Origin of the sequence: Mycobacterium ostraviense (assembly GCF_002705925.1) — a bacterium.
Classification (GTDB): Bacteria; Actinomycetota; Actinomycetes; order Mycobacteriales; family Mycobacteriaceae; genus Mycobacterium; species Mycobacterium ostraviense.
Genome location: NZ_NKRE01000001.1, coordinates 1,887,342 through 1,903,929, shown reverse-complemented (window position 1 = coordinate 1,903,929; position 16,588 = coordinate 1,887,342). Strand labels below are relative to the sequence as shown.

Genomic DNA, 16,588 nt, shown 5'->3' with positions numbered 1-16,588 from the left:
ACCGCGCCAATGCCCGGCAAGTTGCTCACCACCGCCGCAGACGGCTACGGCGCCGACGATCTGTGATCCATCATCGTTATCGAGCCGTTGCCGTCCAAGGGCTAAACCTCCCAATTCGGCCGATGAATGGTGCAAAAGTGTGCACACCGGTTTAGGGTGAGTGGGTGGTATGGCAAAGTCCGTCGCCGCAGGTATGCGAGATGATCCGGCAAGGAGCGCGGATTGTCCTCAACGCTCCCCCGGAGTGGTTTGACGAATATGACCGGCAAACCATGGCGGCCAACCCGTCCATAGCCGATGATCCTGTTCTGGCAGCGGCCACCCGACGAAGCATTCGCTCCAGCCTGATGCATTGGGCCGCGGCGAATGTCAGCAACCCGGGCGCTCCGGTGCCGCCCAATGTGGGCCCCGAGCCGCTGAGTATCGCCCGGGACATGGCGCGCCGCGGCCTGGAGCCGTTCACTTTCCGTCCGGCACTGACCGTGGGCTGGCGGCTCTGGATGGACATCGCGTTCACGCTCGCCTCCGACCCCGACGAGTTGCGCGAGCTGCTCGATGTGTCCTTCCGGTCCGTCAGCGAATTCATCGATGCCACGGCTGCCGGTATCGCCGCCCAGGTGCAACAGGAACGCGACGAATTAGCTCGCGGCACCCATGCCGAGCGCCGCGAAGTCACCGCACTGATCCTCGACGGCGCCCCGATCAGCCGCCAGCGCGCCGAAGCGCGATTGGGCTACGCCCTGAACCGCGCCCACATCGGCGCGGTCATCTGGAGCGACCAACCCGACGGCGACCTCAGCCAGCTCGATCGCGTCGCTGACGCCTTCGGCGACGCCGCCGGTTTTGCGCGGCCGCTGACCGTGATCGCGAGCGCGGCCACCCGGTGGGTGTGGGTGCCCGAGTCCGTCCTCGATGTCGAGCTGGTTCGTCGGGCGGTCGAGGGCACCCCCGGCGCGCGAATCGCCATCGGCACCACCGCGAAAGGAATCGAAGGTTTCCGGCGCAGCCACCTCGAGGCGCTCACCACCCAGCGGATGGTGGCCGGGCTGCAATCCCATCAGCGGGTAGCGTTTTTCGCCGATGTCCAGTTGATCGCATTGGTCACCCAAAACCGGGAAGCCGCAGAGGAGTTCATCAAGAACACGCTGGGGGACTTCGAGTCGGCCGGCCCCGAGCTGCACAAGACGGTGCTGACCTACATCAACGAGCAGTGCAGCGTCGGGCGCACCACCAAACTGCTGTACACCCACCGCAACACGTTGCTGCGTCGACTCGAGCGCGCTGAGCAACTCCTGCCGCGGCCCCTGGAGCACAGCAGCGTTCACGTCGCCGTCGCACTCGAGCTCCTGCAATGGCGCGGCAAGCCAACCACCTAAGCTAAGTCAGGCGGTGGTGCCGGTCAATGTTGCTTATCTGGCGGATTCGGGTCTGGTGGCCACGCCGGTGCGGTGGATCGCTGGGACTGGTGAGCGGATTCGGGCTGCCGGCGGCGCGGTGCGCACTATCGGCCAATTGGTCTATAGAATATCGGCGGCATTGAAAGAAACAAATGGCGTCTCACCCTTTGACTGACGGGCATGGTTTTTGTAGACTTCCGACAGCAATTTGTTCGGAGGCAAGTGATTCCGCAGCTCATTTTGCGAAGGAAGATCCTGCAACAGTTCGTCGAGCGTCTGTCTCCTGGCGTATTCATTCTGACCCATATATAGTTCGGATTCATGTCCTTTCAGATCTATTTCTCCAAATTGAATCTTCTCGAATGCTTTGCCGCCGATGAGATTTGAATTTCGGAAGATGTGAATGTCAAAATGGTTTGCGCCGCCCGTATCATAGTGAGACAGGCCTTGCCTCTTTGATTGCTGCGATTGGTACGAGTGAATTTGCACTGACGCCAACGATCCGACATGTATGTTGATATATTCATGCCGCAATCGTCCATTTGACTTATAAGTGTCGTCGGGCAGGACTGGCCAGGCACGTTGTGAAAATCCTGTCTGGATCAGTGATAACTGCGCAGTCGTCAGTATTGTTCCGTCCTTCATCGCCTGTAGTTGAGAATAACTGTCAACTTCGCCAAATTCGTGCAGCTTCTGATCATGCATGTAGTCACTGAACGCGGCGGCTGCCGCTTTCCCAAAAAAGCGCTCATAGGTATCTTCAGTGATGGCTGTATGCTGATCGCCAGGACGAATGTACTGAGAAAACAATGTTATTGTATCAGGGGTTTTGCTGCTCGCCTGGCTGCTTAATTTGAGCAGACGCGTCAGCAGGTCCACGAAATGATAACCAGAATGCATCAGTTTGCCATAACCATACTTGTATGGGTGATTTTCGCGATGCACGAATTCGTCCGGCATATTCCACATACCATCGGAGTGATGGATAGAAATATACGTAATTGGAACGTCGTACTCATTTATTAGAGACTCCAGGACGTCAAAGACCTTTCGGTAACCAGCGTGGTTCCGACGCTGACTTTGCACCAAAACCCGTGACTTTGGATGCTGGTCTGTCATCTCTGCCAAACGAGCAACATCGTTATAAATATTTTCCGCTGCCTCGATTGACGTCACCAGACCAACCGGAGCTGTAACCGGCTTGTCCGTCATTACATGAATACCACGCCTTATACACTCTTCGATATATACTTTATGCGCTTTAGGTTCGGTTGCAATAAGGACCTTGTTGATTTGGTGTTTTTTAAGACTGGCGGCCGCCAGTGGATCAATTGTTCCCGGTATGCGCTGAGCGTCTGCATCCAATAATTCGACTCGCTTGGGTTGGATTTTCTGCTTTTCCAGGAATGCTGCAGCGGTTTCTTGCTGCGTCTTTAGTTCAACCAGCAGCTCAAAGCTTGCCGATGGATCGCCCTGGAAATATTCCGCCAGATATGGGTAATACACCTTTCTAGCATGCGGTCCCAATCCGATCAGTGCGACTCGGTTGTTCATCGATCCTCCAAGGTCAATAATTCCTATAACCCGAACAACGCCGCGGTCACGCTTGGCCAGCGCAGACACGCCAACATCAAGCTTTCCGATCTACGACTGCGGTACTAGATCTGACCGGTCCACGAATTCCACCAATTTGGCGCAGCGAACCCATGCTGCCGGGCGGTCCCAGCAGCTCCGAATGGGGGGCCCATATGGTCGGTAGAACTCACCGTGCGCCGGAGGTCCACCCGGTCCGCCCGGCCCACCCCATCCGCCGCGTCCACAATGGTGTAGTGAGTATGGCGAAATTCACCACGCATTGGTGTAGCTCGTTGGTCCGGATTCAGTTGGTGGGCAATCCACGTCGGCCCGGCTGATCCCGGTGCGGCTCATCGTTGACATCTTTGCGTCGTTATCTGTTGTTGTCGGCATCAATTCGTGTGGGTGGACGGCAGAAACGTCCCGTAGGCCGCAGACTGCCCGAGATCCGGTGCATACCCTGATGTTTGGGTGTACGCGGTGCGGCCGTTGATGAGTACGGCGTGCACTGCGGCGTCGTTGCGGTTGACCACGCGGTCCAGCCCGAAGGCGTCGGGGGCGGGTGCCTCGGAGACCTCGAAGACCTGGTCGGTGAGCCCGTCCGGGTCGACCACCACCACGTCCGCGCGGGCGCCGATGCGCAGCCGGCCGGCCTCGACGCCCCACCAGTCGGCCAGATCCGACGTCAGCTTGCGAACCATCTCGCCGACGGTGATCTTCGGGCATGGCGATTGTTCGGCCCGCTTGGCCATCGTCAGGGCACGCAGCCCGAAGTTGTAGTTCGCCAGGCTGCGCAGGTGCGCGCCGGAATCTGCGAATCCAATCTGGGTACCGGAGCTGGCCAACAAGTCGAGCACGATGTCGGGGCGGTGATTGCCCACCACGGTGTACCACCGCAACTTGTCCCGCCAGGTGGCGGCCAGATCCAGAAACACCTCGGCGGGGTGCTGAGCGCGCTCGCGGCTGAGGTCTTCGAAGGTGCGGCCTACCACCGAGACATCGGGGCAATCGATGATGACGGCATCGTCGAAACGCCGGTTCCACAGGCCGTTCATCATGAATCCGCCCATGTCCTTGATGAACTGGGCCCGGAACTTCGGGTCGGTCAGCAGCGCGTACTGATCGTCGGCGGTGCGCAGCTTGCGTAGCGCGATACCGCTGCTGAACTCCTCGAAGGCCGCGAAATCCACGCCGTCGACGAAAATCGTCATCGGGCCGGGCAGCGCCTGAAAACGCAAGTTGCCGCGAAGAATTCGGTTGGTCAGCCACGCCAGCAGGCGCGACACCCGGTGCAGCATCGGGTTGGACTTGAAGTCCATCGCGGTCAGCAGGCTGGTGCGCAGCGGGCGACGACCGACGCCGGCCGCGGTCAACGCGAACGCCAGCACATTCACCTGCGTTTCGGCGTTGGGGGCGCTCTGCAGGATCCGGTCCCGGCGGCGCAGCCGCTTGTGCAGCCTGCGATATTCGCGCCACCTCGCGAACGTCGACGGCAACGGTTCCGCCCAGGCCCGGTCACCGGCCAGCTTGTCACGACGAGTGGTCATCGTCGACAACCCCAGGAAGCCTTCGTCCAGAGCGTCGTCGAGAATGCGCTCCATTGACGCCATCTGGGTGTCACTCGGCCGAAAGTGCTTGTCCGTGGCCGCTTCTAAACCCAGCACACCAACCCGCAGATCGCTGTGACCCAGCATGGCCGCGACGTTGGGGCCCAGTGGCTGCTGTTGAAGCCATTGCCGGTATTCGCCTGGCGTGCTCCAAGTCTTGCTCTGCTGCAGAATCGTCTTGATGCCCGAATGCGGGATGGCCTCCACCCGGGCGAACAGGTCCGCCGAATCGTCGGCATCCACGGTCACCATGCTCAACGAGCAGTTACCGGTGACCACGGTGGTCACCCCGTGCCGTACCGACTCGGGCAGCCCAGGGGCGGTGACAATTTCGGCGTCGTAGTGCGAGTGGATCTCCAGAAAGCCTGGCATCACCCATTTTCCGGCGGCGTCGATAACTTCGTCGAAGCTACCGGGATTCAGCGACTGCGCGGACACGTTGATCACCACCCCGTCGGCGATCGCGATGTCGCGGATCACCCCTGGCGCGCCGCTGCCGTCGAAAACCAGCCCGCGGGAAATCAAGACTCGGGGATTGGACTTGCCGGCGCTTGCCGTGGTGTTCATTCGGCTGGATCCTTTCGGCCGGACCTCGACGTCAGGGCTGGGCGCAATGAGCTGAGGTGCTCGAAGTGCTCTCCATCATCGAGGCCGCAGCACTGCTCGCCAAAGGTCACAATGTCCCAATTCGTGCGAACGGATGGTGCAAAAGTGTGCACGACTGATGTCCCGGTTCCCGGCAGCGAACACCGAACGACCCGAGATCACGGTGTGGTCCGCGACTGCGCCGACCACGCCGCGCTATGGCCTACCCCGCCATTGGGGCCAACCCGATCAGGTAGCCAACATGATCAGCCGGCCGAGGCTCAGCAGACCCGAATTGGCGAGACCGGTGTTGAAGAAGCCCGAGTTGAACCCACTGACCATGCCGCTCGGGAAGGGGCCAATGACGTCGGTGACACCGGTGTTGAAAAAGCCAGAGCTGACGCCGGTGACAAGCGAGCCGCCGGAGGCCGAGTTGAAGAAGCCCGAGATACCGTGCCCGCCGTTAGCGGCCGTGTTTCCAAGCCCCGAGACTCCGACACCGATGTTAGAGAATCCCGAGTTGCTAGTGGCGGCGAAGCCGACCGGACCCTGGTCTATGGCGCTCCCGAAGCCGGTGTTCAGATTGCCCGCATTCCAAAAGCCCGTGTTGACGTGGCCCGAGTTGCCAAAGCCGGTGTTTGCCGAGCCCGAGTTGAAAAATCCGGTGTTGAGGTTGTTCCCATTCCAGCCGCCGGTATTGATCGAGCCCGCGTTCGCGAAGCCGGTGTTGAGCAGGCCCGAGTTCCAGAAGCCGCTGTTTCCGCTACCCGCGTTCCCGAAGCCGAGGTTGCCGGTGCCCGAGTTCGCAAAGCCGAAGCTGTTGAGGTGGCCTGGATAAACGGTATTGGTGCCGGCACTGAAGAGGCCGATGTTGCCGTTGCCGGAGTTGAAGAAGCCGATGTTGTTGGTGCCCGAATTGAACAAGCCAATGTTGCCGCTACCCGAGTTCAGGCCGTCGAAATGGAACTGGCCAGCTGCCAGGTCGTAATACGCCCCGCCGACACCCATCAAACTGTTGCCGTTGAGTCCGAACCCGATATTGTTATTGCCGGTGTTCCCGCCGCCAATGTTGCCGTTGCCTAAGTTGCCCAGGCCGAAGTTGCCGTTGCCGGTGTTACCCATGCCCACGTTGTTGTTGCCCGGCGTGGGGGAGAACGTGAACAGGTTTGGATTGGCCAAGTCGGTCGGTCCGCCGTTTCCGAAGCCGATGTTCCCGTTGCCGAAGTTGCCGAAGCCGAAGTTTCCATTGCCGCTGTTTCCGGCGCCGACGTTGTAGTTGCCGTTGTTTCCGCTGCCGATGTTATTGTTGCCCGGCTTCGGGGGGACCAGCTGGCTGTTTCCGAAGCCGCTGTTTCCGAAGCCGATGTTTCCGCTGCCGGTGTTGCCATTGCCGACATTGGCGTTGCCCTTGTTGCCGACGCCCAAATTGGGAAGGTTCTGCAGGAACTGCTGTAGACCGCTCGGCAACTGCGCTGCCGCCGCCGACGCCCCGGTGTGATAGCCGGCCATCGCGGCCACATCCGCGGCCCACATCTGCTCGTACTGGCCCTCGGCGGCCATGATCGCCGGCGCATTGAGCCCCAACCAGTTCGACCGGATCAGCTGTACGAACGCCGAGCGGTTGGCCGCTACCGCCAACGGATGGATTGTTGCCGCGCGCGCGGCCTCGAACGCACCGGCCACCGTCCGCGCCTGCTCGGCCGCCCCCGTGGCCTGGGCCGAGGCCGCGCTCAACAGCTTCGCATACGGGGCGGCCGCGGCCGTCATCGCCGCCGAGGCCGCACCCTGCCACGACTCAACGGCCAACCCCGAGGTCACCGACGAAAACGACGACGCCGCCGTCCCCAACTCCGAGGCCAGCCCGTCCCAGCCCGCCGCCGCGTCCAGCATCGGCGCCGAGCCGGCACCGGTGAACATCAGCAAAGAATTGATCTCCGGCGGCAACACCATGAAATTGGACACGACAGTCCTCCTGTCAATATCACGCGGAGCTCTCGAGGCGACCCGGTGCCGACGTGGGATCGAGAAACTCGCCACGCACGCTACGCCGAGTGCAACGCAAATATTGGTTTTTTGGCATAATTCCGACCGGAGCGATTCGCTGTTCGGAGCAGGTGACTACACCGCCTCGGTCGAGCCGCTTGACCGGCCCAGCGTTCAGGCGTGCCGCTAGTACCTAGTTAACATGTTGTGGTGCGACATGATTCATGACTCAGCGTAGCCGGCATCGACAACCGGAGTTGCGCGGATTGCTGAATGCCGCACTAGGATGGCTGACGACCACAAGGAGGTCAACATGATGGGCGAAGCTGACGCCATCTATCTGAACGGTGACATCGTCACGATTGACGACGGGCAGCCGGCGGCCGAAGCAGTCGCCATCAAGGACGGTCGCATCGTCGCCGTCGGGGCTTGCGACGACGTTGTACAACAACACCAAGGCCCGCGAACGCGCACCGTCGATCTCGCCGGCAAAACACTGCTGCCGGGCTTCATCGACCCGCACAGCCACTACATCAATGCGCTCACGGTGGCCAACCAGGTCAATGTGTTCGCACCACCGGCGGGCCCCGGCGCCGACGTCGACGCCATCGTCGCGGAGCTGAAGCGCTTCCGTGACGCGCGCAACATCGGTGAGGGCGAACTCATCATGGGCTACGGCTACGACGAGACGGTCATGCCTGAGGGCCGCACCCTGCACCGAGAAGACCTCGACAAGGAGTTCCCGAACAACCCGGTGATGGTTGGGCACGTGTCGTTGCACGGCGCCGTGCTCAATTCCGCGGCCATGGACAAGTACGGCATTTCGGCGAGCACCGTCACGCCGCCGGGCGGGGTGATCGTGCGCAAGGACGGTTCGGACGAACCCGACGGCCTGGTCATGGAAACCGCGTTTCTGCCGATCTTCGCCTCGCTGCCCAAACCCACCCGCGAACAAGAGGTCGAGTGGAGCATCGCCGGCCAAATGCTGTACGCCGCAGCCGGTATCACGACTGCCCACGAGGGGGCGACGCACGCGGCGGACATCGCTGTGATGCAGCGGGCGGCCGCCGGCGGCGCCACCCTCATCGACATCGTCGCCTACCCGTTCATCCTCGACCTCGACGCGGTTCTGCAGGACAATCCGCCCGACACATTCGGGACCTACCACAACCGCGTCAAGCTCGGTGGCGTCAAAGTCACTCTCGACGGCTCGCCGCAGGGCCGGACCGCGTTCTTCACCACCCCCTACCTCGTCGACGGACCCGACGGACAGCAGAACTGGACGGGCGAGCTGCCGTTCCCACAGGAAACCGTCGACTCCTGGTTCAAACGGGTCTACGACCTCGGTGTGCCGCTGAACATCCACGCCAACGGTGACGCCGCCATCGACGTCCTGCTCAAGGCACACGAATACGCCGCTGCCGACGACCTTTCCAAAGACCGCCACACCACGGTCATCCATTCCCAGTTCGTGCGGCGCGACCAGCTCGACAAGTACGTCGAATACAACCTGATCCCGTCGCTGTTCACCGAGCACGCGTTCTACTTCGGCGACACTCATGTCCGGCTGCGCGGCAGGCAACAGGCGCATTTCCTCAGCCCGATGCGGACAGCGATCGACATGGGCCTGCGCCCGACCAATCACACCGACTTCAACGTCTCGCCCCTCGACCAGCTGTTCGTGGTGTGGACGGCGGTCAATCGCGTCTCCCGCAGCGGCGAGGTCATCGGCGCCGATCAGCGGGTCACGGCCCTCGAGGCACTCGAAGCGATCACCATCAACGCCGCATATCAGTACCGCGAGGAGCGGTCCAAGGGCTCGATCACGGTCGGCAAACTCGCCGACCTGGTGATCCTGGACAGCAATCCACTGACCGTCGACCCGATGGACATCAAAGACATCAAGGTCGTCGAGACGATCAAAGAGGGGCGAACGATCTATCGCAGACCGGTCGCCGCCTAATCACTGCCGCAGAGCGGGGCGGCCCATCACGCGGAGCGGCGGATACCCCGGCTGCGCCCAATGCCGCCCTTGAGCAGCAGGTCGCGCTCCGATTCGGACAAGCCGCCCCATACGCCGTAGGGCTCGCCCACGTCGAGCGCGTGGGAGCGGCACTGCTCGATCACCGGACAGCGGCGGCACATTTCCTTGGCACGCTGCTCGCGCAGCATGCGGGCGCGGCCGCGCTCGCCGTCGGGATGGAAGAACATCGATGAGTCGACTCCGCGGCACAAACCCTGCAACTGCCAGTTCCAGATGTCGGCGTTGGGCCCAGGTAGCTGCTCCGGCTGTGGCATTGCTCATTCCCTCTCTGCACGGCACATCCAAGTGGAGGTTAGGTTCGCGAACGCGCGAGGTGTGCAACTGATACTTCAGAGGAGTCACCGATGACTACCAGACAACGCTAAACGCTAGGGGGACTGCCGAATTTACGTCAATAGCCCGCCGGAGCGGCCAAATACCTGTGCGTTGGACGAGAATTAACTCGGTGTTCATCTGTCACGCATTTGGCGACGGCCAAGCGTGCTATCGAGACCGGTTCGAAATCTCATCTTTGCAGCTCAGCGGGCTGCTGTGAGCATGCTGTAATTTGCCGACAGATGGCTGTGAGTAATGTGTACGTAACACAGAAACCACAAACTTTTTACCGCTCACGGTGAGTGAAACACTAATGTCGCGCTCCGCGATCGGCGGCCGGCGCGTGGTGCGCGCCCATTCTCAATTCACCCACCACGGGATTTCGCCGACCACGGCGCCGTTGGCCCGGGAAGGTGGCGGGCCGGGGTGAGTCTGGGGACTACCCGGCGCGGGTGCTCAGGCCGCCTGTCCGATCCCGAGCTGGCTTGCCAATTGTTCGGCCAAACTCATCAGCTGTGCCGCCAGCGCCGGGTTGCTGGCCTGTAGCTGCGAGAAGGCCGTCATCAACGCGGCGAGCAACGCCGGATTGCTCTCCACTTGACTGACCAGGGTCGCCACCAGTTGCGGATTGGCTGCCAACAGCGCAAACACATTGGTTGCCAAAGCGGGATTGCCCGCGAACAACGTGACCAGGTCGGTCAGCAACGCCGGATTGGCCAAAGCGGACGTGACCGCGTTGGCCAACACGGCCGGATCACCCAACGCCGCCGTCAGCAACGGGGCCAGCAACGACGGATCGCCCAGCGCCGCCGTCAGCTGCTGGGCCAATCCCGCGCCCGCGGTCTGAATCGCGGTGATGGCGGCGCCGACCTGGATGGTCGCAGCCGTCGCCACCTGCCCGACGACCGTCGCCGCGGTATCGACCGCACCGGTCACCGCGGCCGCAACCTGGGCGGCGACCGGCGCGACGGCCACGGTCGCGGTATCGACCGCACCGGTCACCGCGGCCGCAACCTGGGCGGCGACCGGCGCGACGGCGGCGGTGGCGACGTTGGCCGCGGCGGTCACCGCGGTCGCGACCTGCGTGGCCACCGGCGCGATCGCCCCAGCCGCGGCGGCCACCACCGGGGACTCCGCAAGTGCTTTGGCCACCGGCGCCGCGACCGCGGTCGCGCCCGTCGCGATTGCCCTGGCCGCCGGTTCGATCGCCCCGGACACGGCGGCGAACGTCGTCTCGATTCCCTTGCCCGCATTCGCCACGGCGACCATGACGCCGGTTTGCAGGAGGCTGGCGACCAGGGCGTACTCGATCAGCGTTGCCGCCGGGTTGGCCGCCGCGGCTGCTCCCACCTGGGTGGGGGCAACCAAGCTGGCCGCAGCCGTTGCGACGACCTGGCCAGGCAGGGTCTGCAGCGCCTGCTGCCAGGGCACCAGCTGAGCTGCTATCGCCGACGCCCCGCTGTGATAGCCCACCATCGCGGCCACATCCCGGGCCCACATCTCCTCGTATTCGCATTCATTAGCCGCGATCGCCGGGGCGTTGAGACCCAGCAGGTTGGAGAACACCAGCGACAACAGGTGATGCCGGTTGGCGGCCACCGCCACCGGATGCACCACCGCGGCCCGCGCCGCCTCATACACGGCCGCCACCGCATTGGCCTGCGCCGCCGCGCCCACCGCCCGGGTCGCCGCAGCGTCGAGCCACTGCGCGTACGGAACGGCGACCGCCGCCATCGCGGCCGAGGCCGGCCCCTGCCAGCAGGACGCCGTCAGGTCCGAAGTAACCGAGGAGAACGCACGCGCCGCCGATCCCAGCTCTTCGGCCAATCCTTCCCAAGCGGTCGCGGCCGTCAGCATCGGCGCCGGGCCAGCACCGGCATACATCCGCGCCGAATTGACCTCCGGCGGTGCCACCAAGAAATTCATCGCAACCATCCCTTCCTAATCGGCCTTTTCGGCCTGGCCACCACCAAGACGACGGAATCGAGGATCATCTGGCCGCCCGGGTATCGCGGCCAATCGGCCGCAATGGGCGCTGCGGCACATGCTTGATCGGAATGCGTGGCGGTATCTCGGCGCGTACCTCGGCGCGTACTGACGGCTGCCCCCATTTCCGCGTCCGTCAGCACCATCGCACACCACCCGTCGAAACCGTCACAACGGAAACTTTATGACAATGGCGACCGAAAGTTGGTCGATTCGACTAACCCCATCACCAACGCTATCGCCCTATCCCGACGAGTACCGCTCGCGCCGGCCCCGGTGGCCCGACGCAATCCGGCGGCGGTGCGGTGCCGCTGTTGACCTCCCGCCGCGGCGACCGTCAGGCTCGCGCGTTGTGTTTCCCGGGAATTGCCGCAGCGTCGGCAATTCCGATAATTCAGGATCGATAGGCGCTCCTGTCGCCACGAGACACTCGTGGCAATTGCTGCAGCGGATTCGCGTTAGGGTGCAGCTATCACCGTGCAGGAATCTCGACACACTTCGTCGACCGATATGGCGATTGAATCGATTGAATCGCGGTTAGCCGATGCAGCCTTCGGGAGCAGCCCGGGCAGCTGGCCGCTGCCGACGGCGACGACCCCACGCCAGCTGTGGCTGCGTGCCGTGGCCGCCGGGGGACAAGGTCGCTACGGCTCGGCGTACACCGACCTGGAGTTGCTGCGACGCCGCGTCCCGGCGGGCCGCTTGGCGTCGCTGGCGCACAGCACTCAGGGGTCCTTTCTGCGCCAGCTCGGCTGGCACACCCTGGCGCGGGGCTGGGACGGACGCGCCATGGCACTGGCCGAGGCAGATCCGGAGGCCCGCGCCGATGCGCTGATCGGGCTGGCGGCCGACGGCCTGGGCGTCGGCCGCTTCGCCGTCTCGGCGACGTTGTTGACGCGTGCGGACACGGTGCTCGATGCGGCCGGGTTGCCGGCCGACGTGGCGAACCGGCTGGCGGTACGACGCGGCTGGGTAGCCGCGGAGTTGGCGATGGCCTCAGGTGAGGCGGCCACCGCCGTCGACCATGCCGAGGAAGCGGTCGAATTGGCGCGCGTGATGGCCGGCGGGTCGGCCAGACACCTGGTCAAAAGTGAGGTGGTGCTGGCGGCGGCGCTGTGCAGTGCCGGCGCTGCTGAGCGGGCTCGCGGCGTGGGGGAAGAGGCGCTGGTAGCTACCGGGCGGCTGGGTCTGATTCCGCTGCGCTGGGCGTTGGCTTGCTTGCTGATCGATATCGGAAGTGTCACGTTTTCGACGCGGCAGTTGCGCGAAATTCGTGATATCTGCGCAGATCAAGTACGGCGCGCCGGTGGGACCTGGCGTCCCGCTTGATTCGCCGCTCGACCGTTATTGTCAATCCGTGAGTTAGCCCGGGATGTGGCCGGTTCGTAACGTTGGAGATATCGCCGTCAATGACAATTGGAGGGGAACGTCTCGACGCGGTGGTTGCGGAGGCCGTGGCAGGAGACCGGAACGCACTTCGGGAGGTGCTGGAGACCATCCGTCCGATCGTGGTGCGATATTGCCGGGCGCGAGTCGGCACGATCGAGCGCAGTGGCCTCTCAGCAGACGATGTGGCACAGGAGGTGTGCTTGGCCACCATAACGGCGCTGCCGCGCTATCGGGACCGAGGACGCCCGTTCCTGGCCTTCCTCTACGGCATCGCGGCGCACAAGGTCGCGGACGCTCATCGTGCGGCCGGCCGTGACCTTGCATACCCCGCGGAGTCGGTTCCGGACCGCCGATCGGCCGACGCCGGCCCCGAACAGCTTGCCATTGAAGCCGATTCGGTGACCCGGATGAACGAATTGCTTGAGATCTTGCCGGCCAAGCAGCGCGAGATCCTCATCCTGCGCGTTGTCGTCGGCCTATCGGCCGAGGAGACCGCGGCCGCCGTCGGCAGTACGACGGGGGCGGTCCGGGTGGCCCAGCATCGCGCACTTCAGCGGCTCAAGGACGAAATTGTCGCGGCAGGTGACTATGCGTGATTCCGGTTTCGATCGGCCCGGCTTGGACGAACTGGCCGGCACCGAGCTACTCCTCGACGCGCTCGCCGGCCGCGCCGATGTCACCCTCGACGATCCACACGAAGACGCGCTGGCCGCACTGCTGGGGCAGTGGCGCGACGATTTGCGATGGCCACCGGCCAGTGCACTGGTGTCGCCCGATGAGGCCGTCGACGCGCTGATCGAAGGAATCGCGCAGCGCCGGCGCTCTCGGCGCGCGCTGGCCGCGGTCGGGTCGGTGGCCGCGACGTTGCTCGCGCTCAGTGGGTTCGGTGCGCTGGTGGCCGATGCCCGCCCCGGCGATACCCTCTACGGGCTGCACGCGATGATGTTCAACGAGCCGCGGGTCAGCGACGACCCGATTGTGTTGTCTGCCAAGGCCGACCTGGCCAAGGTCGAGCAATTGATCGCCCAGGGGCAGTGGGACCAGGCCGAAACCCAGCTGGCCGAAGTCAGCAGCACCCTGCAGGCCGTCAATGACGGCAGCCGACGGCAGAACCTGCTGAACGAGCTGAACCAGCTGAACACCAAGGTGGAAAAGCGCGATCCCAACGCGACTCTGCCACCGACCCCGTCGCCCCGGTCCGTGCTTTCCAGGGTCCTTGGCCCGAGTGACTCCCCGGTGACGTCGTCGGCCCCGCCAGCTCCCGACGCCGAGCCGGCAGCGACATCAGGGGCACCGGAATCGACGGCGCCGACCAGTCCGGTCACCTCCGAGATGTCGACCGGTAGCCCGGCACCAACGTCGAAGCCGACGGCCAGTCCGTCGTCGCCGCCGCCCACCAGCACGCCGGGGTCTCCGGCTGCGGGCACAACAGAACCCGGCTCATCGCCGGCACCGGCCGGGGAACCCGGCTAGAAGGAGCGATAGCGGCGAGACGCCTAGTGACGGCGGTGAAACCCGTCCGCGTCTGACGTCGCTTCGTTGAGCGAGGCATCGGCGTATCCGCGGCAGTAATCCCACGTGACGTAGGCGTCCGGCTCGGGATCGTAGGCCGGCTCGTGCGGGCGGACGGTGCCGTCGATCAGCAGCTGCAGCAGGTTGGCGCGCAGCATGTCCCAGTCGTGGTAGTGGTCCTGCTGGCACTCGTCGCAGCAGACCACCAGGCCGCGAATCCCCTTGTGCGCCAATAGAGCTTCGTAGACGGCGAGGTCGGCCAGGTCAGCCTCTACCGCCAGCCGCTCCTGCTGATCGAGGGGCTGACCGGGCTCGACGGCCTCCAACGCCGCCGACGGGTCACAGGGGTCGTCGGCAAACGGATCGGGCGGCAAACCCGGCGGCAGGTGGTCGCGCACGCCTCTACACTACGCAGCCAGGCGGCCATAGCGCCAGAAATTCAGTGGGCGCGCCGTGCGGGTCGGACCCGGCCACGCCGCAACCGCATCTCGCCCGCTTCGCGGCCTGCATCGTCACCCGGGCGGGAGCCGATAGGATGGGTTTCTCACTCCGCATGCGTATGGAGGGCCCCCCGATGTCCCGTGGCATGTCTCGCCTGGAAGAAAGCTCCGACCTGGTCGGCAGCCCGTATGTGCGCGACGCGCATGTCGGTGGCCTGACCGGTGACCCGGTGCCGACCGGTGGCGACGACCCGCACAAGGTGGCCATGCTCGGGCTGACCTTCGACGACGTGCTGCTGCTGCCGGCGGCTTCCGATGTGGTGCCGGCCACCGCCGACACCTCCAGCCAGCTCACCAAGAAGATCAGGCTGAAGGTGCCGCTGGTCAGCTCGGCGATGGACACGGTCACCGAATCTCGGATGGCGATCGCGATGGCCCGGGCCGGCGGCATGGGTGTGCTGCACCGCAACCTGCCGGTCGCCGAACAGGCCGGCCAGGTCGAAATGGTCAAGCGCTCCGAGGCCGGCATGGTCACCGATCCCGTCACCTGCCGACCGGACAACACCTTGGCCCAGGTCGACGCGCTGTGCGCCCGGTTCCGGATCTCCGGGTTGCCGGTGGTCGACGACGACGGTGCGCTGGTCGGCATCATCACCAATCGGGACATGCGCTTCGAGGTCGATCAGGCCAAGCAGGTCGCCGAGGTGATGACCAAAGCCCCGCTGATCACCGCCCAGGAGGGGGTCAGTGCGTCGGCGGCGCTGGGTCTGTTGCGCCGGCACAAGATCGAGAAGCTGCCCGTCGTGGACGGGCGGGGCCGGCTCACCGGCCTGATCACCGTGAAGGATTTCGTCAAGACCGAGCAGCATCCGCTGGCCACCAAGGACAGCGATGGCCGGCTGCTGGTCGGTGCCGCCGTCGGGGTCGGCGGCGATGCATGGGTCCGCGCCATGATGCTGGTGGACGCCGGGGTCGACGTGCTGGTCGTCGACACTGCGCACGCTCACAACCGGCTGGTGCTGGATATGGTTCGCAAGCTCAAGGCCGAAGTGGGCGACCGGGTCGATGTGGTCGGCGGCAACGTTGCCACCAGGTCGGCGGCCGCGGCCCTGGTCGACGCCGGTGCCGACGCGGTGAAGGTGGGCGTGGGCCCCGGCTCGATCTGCACGACCCGGGTGGTGGCCGGCGTCGGCGCACCCCAGATCACCGCGATCCTGGAAGCCGTCGCGGTGTGCCGGCCGGCGGGGGTGCCGGTGATCGCCGACGGGGGACTGCAGTATTCCGGCGATATTGCCAAGGCGCTGGCCGCGGGTGCGTCGACGACCATGCTGGGCTCGCTACTGGCCGGCACCGCCGAGGCGCCCGGCGAGCTTATCTTCGTCAACGGCAAGCAATACAAGAGCTACCGCGGCATGGGATCGCTGGCAGCCATGGCGGGCAGGGGCTCTGGCGCGGCGGCGAATTCCTATTCCAAGTCCTACTCCAAGGACCGCTACTTCGCCGACGACGCGCTGTCCGAGGACAAACTGGTGCCCGAGGGGATCGAGGGCCGAGTGCCGTTCCGCGGCCCGCTGAATTCGGTGATCCACCAGTTGACCGGCGGCCTGCGCGCGGCGATGGGCTACACCGGCTCACCCACCATCGAAGTGCTGCAGCAGGCGCAGTTCGTCCGGATCACGGCGGCCGGTCTCAAAGAGAGCCACCCGCACGACGTCGCCATGACCGTCGAAGCGCCCAACTACTACGCACGCTGAG

The 16,588-nt window shown here is 64.4% G+C and carries 12 protein-coding genes; 6 read left to right on the top strand and 6 right to left on the bottom strand.

Features of this window, described 5'->3' with window-relative positions:
* The first annotated feature begins 164 nt into the window (after window positions 1-164).
* Window positions 165-1,376, top strand: coding sequence for an Rv1453 family transcriptional regulator (locus tag CDN38_RS08525; protein WP_082277146.1), 1,212 nt, complete (start codon window positions 165-167; stop codon window positions 1,374-1,376).
* A gap of 141 nt (window positions 1,377-1,517) precedes the next feature.
* On the opposite strand, the gene CDN38_RS08520 is transcribed toward CDN38_RS08525, so the two are convergent.
* From CDN38_RS08520 to CDN38_RS08510, 3 genes are all read right to left on the bottom strand, one after another.
* On the bottom strand, window positions 1,518-3,020 hold the full coding sequence (locus CDN38_RS08520) for a Gfo/Idh/MocA family oxidoreductase (RefSeq protein WP_142361255.1): 1,503 nt from the start codon (window positions 3,018-3,020) through the stop codon (window positions 1,518-1,520).
* A 344-nt stretch (window positions 3,021-3,364) separates the two neighbouring features.
* Window positions 3,365-5,146, bottom strand: coding sequence for an N-acyl-D-amino-acid deacylase family protein (locus CDN38_RS08515; RefSeq protein ID WP_075510942.1), 1,782 nt, complete (start codon window positions 5,144-5,146; stop codon window positions 3,365-3,367).
* A 267-nt stretch (window positions 5,147-5,413) separates the two neighbouring features.
* Window positions 5,414-7,126, bottom strand: coding sequence for a PPE family protein (locus CDN38_RS08510; RefSeq protein ID WP_099318899.1), 1,713 nt, complete (start codon window positions 7,124-7,126; stop codon window positions 5,414-5,416).
* A gap of 334 nt (window positions 7,127-7,460) precedes the next feature.
* On the opposite strand from CDN38_RS08510, the gene CDN38_RS08505 reads away from it, so the two are divergent.
* Complete coding sequence (locus CDN38_RS08505; protein WP_075511024.1) at window positions 7,461-9,110, top strand: amidohydrolase; 1,650 nt, start codon at window positions 7,461-7,463, stop codon at window positions 9,108-9,110.
* A 26-nt stretch (window positions 9,111-9,136) separates the two neighbouring features.
* Here CDN38_RS08505 and CDN38_RS08500 read toward each other — a convergent pair whose 3' ends face one another.
* Both CDN38_RS08500 and CDN38_RS28920 read right to left on the bottom strand, forming a co-directional pair.
* On the bottom strand, window positions 9,137-9,445 hold the full coding sequence (locus CDN38_RS08500; RefSeq protein ID WP_023371166.1) for a WhiB family transcriptional regulator: 309 nt from the start codon (window positions 9,443-9,445) through the stop codon (window positions 9,137-9,139).
* A gap of 517 nt (window positions 9,446-9,962) precedes the next feature.
* Complete coding sequence (locus tag CDN38_RS28920) at window positions 9,963-11,432, bottom strand: PPE family protein (protein WP_142361254.1); 1,470 nt, start codon at window positions 11,430-11,432, stop codon at window positions 9,963-9,965.
* 570 nt (window positions 11,433-12,002) lie between these two features.
* Between CDN38_RS28920 and CDN38_RS08490 the strand changes: the two genes are divergently transcribed.
* The 3 genes from CDN38_RS08490 to CDN38_RS08480 all read left to right on the top strand — a co-directional run bounded on the left by CDN38_RS08490 (window position 12,003) and on the right by CDN38_RS08480 (window position 14,354).
* Window positions 12,003-12,821: a hypothetical protein gene (locus CDN38_RS08490; protein WP_075510945.1), complete on the top strand. Its 819-nt coding sequence runs from the start codon at window positions 12,003-12,005 to the stop codon at window positions 12,819-12,821.
* Between the two features lie 80 nt (window positions 12,822-12,901).
* On the top strand, window positions 12,902-13,477 hold the full coding sequence (gene sigD, locus CDN38_RS08485; RefSeq protein WP_082277148.1) for an ECF RNA polymerase sigma factor SigD: 576 nt from the start codon (window positions 12,902-12,904) through the stop codon (window positions 13,475-13,477).
* Entirely contained in the window at window positions 13,470-14,354 is an 885-nt protein-coding gene (locus CDN38_RS08480) for an anti-sigma-D factor RsdA (RefSeq protein WP_075510947.1), read from the top strand. The genes sigD and CDN38_RS08480 overlap by 8 nt, the downstream gene beginning before the upstream one ends.
* A gap of 23 nt (window positions 14,355-14,377) precedes the next feature.
* Here CDN38_RS08480 and CDN38_RS08475 read toward each other — a convergent pair whose 3' ends face one another.
* The gene (locus tag CDN38_RS08475; protein WP_023371174.1) at window positions 14,378-14,791 is read right to left on the bottom strand and encodes a DUF5319 domain-containing protein; all 414 of its coding nucleotides are present in this window, start codon (window positions 14,789-14,791) and stop codon (window positions 14,378-14,380) included.
* A gap of 176 nt (window positions 14,792-14,967) precedes the next feature.
* Here CDN38_RS08475 and guaB point away from each other — a divergent pair, with 176 nt between their 5' ends.
* Window positions 14,968-16,587 carry an IMP dehydrogenase gene (gene guaB, locus CDN38_RS08470; protein ID WP_075511025.1) on the top strand — a complete coding sequence of 540 codons (1,620 nt, stop codon included), beginning with the start codon at window positions 14,968-14,970 and terminating at the stop codon, window positions 16,585-16,587.
* Window position 16,588: the final 1 nt, after the last annotated feature.

Bases quoted from the DNA above. Each gene is read 5' to 3' on its own strand.
- CDN38_RS08515 (WP_075510942.1), bottom strand. From the start codon at position 5,146: ATGAACACCACGGCAAGCGCCGGCAAGTCCAATCCCCGAGTCTTGATT.
- CDN38_RS08505 (WP_075511024.1), top strand. From the start codon at position 7,461: ATGATGGGCGAAGCTGACGCCATCTATCTGAACGGTGACATCGTCACG.
- CDN38_RS08500 (WP_023371166.1), bottom strand. From the start codon at position 9,445: ATGCCACAGCCGGAGCAGCTACCTGGGCCCAACGCCGACATCTGGAAC.
- CDN38_RS28920 (WP_142361254.1), bottom strand. From the start codon at position 11,432: ATGAATTTCTTGGTGGCACCGCCGGAGGTCAATTCGGCGCGGATGTAT.
- CDN38_RS08490 (WP_075510945.1), top strand. From the start codon at position 12,003: ATGGCGATTGAATCGATTGAATCGCGGTTAGCCGATGCAGCCTTCGGG.
- sigD (WP_082277148.1), top strand. From the start codon at position 12,902: ATGACAATTGGAGGGGAACGTCTCGACGCGGTGGTTGCGGAGGCCGTG.
- CDN38_RS08480 (WP_075510947.1), top strand. From the start codon at position 13,470: ATGCGTGATTCCGGTTTCGATCGGCCCGGCTTGGACGAACTGGCCGGC.
- guaB (WP_075511025.1), top strand. From the start codon at position 14,968: ATGTCCCGTGGCATGTCTCGCCTGGAAGAAAGCTCCGACCTGGTCGGC.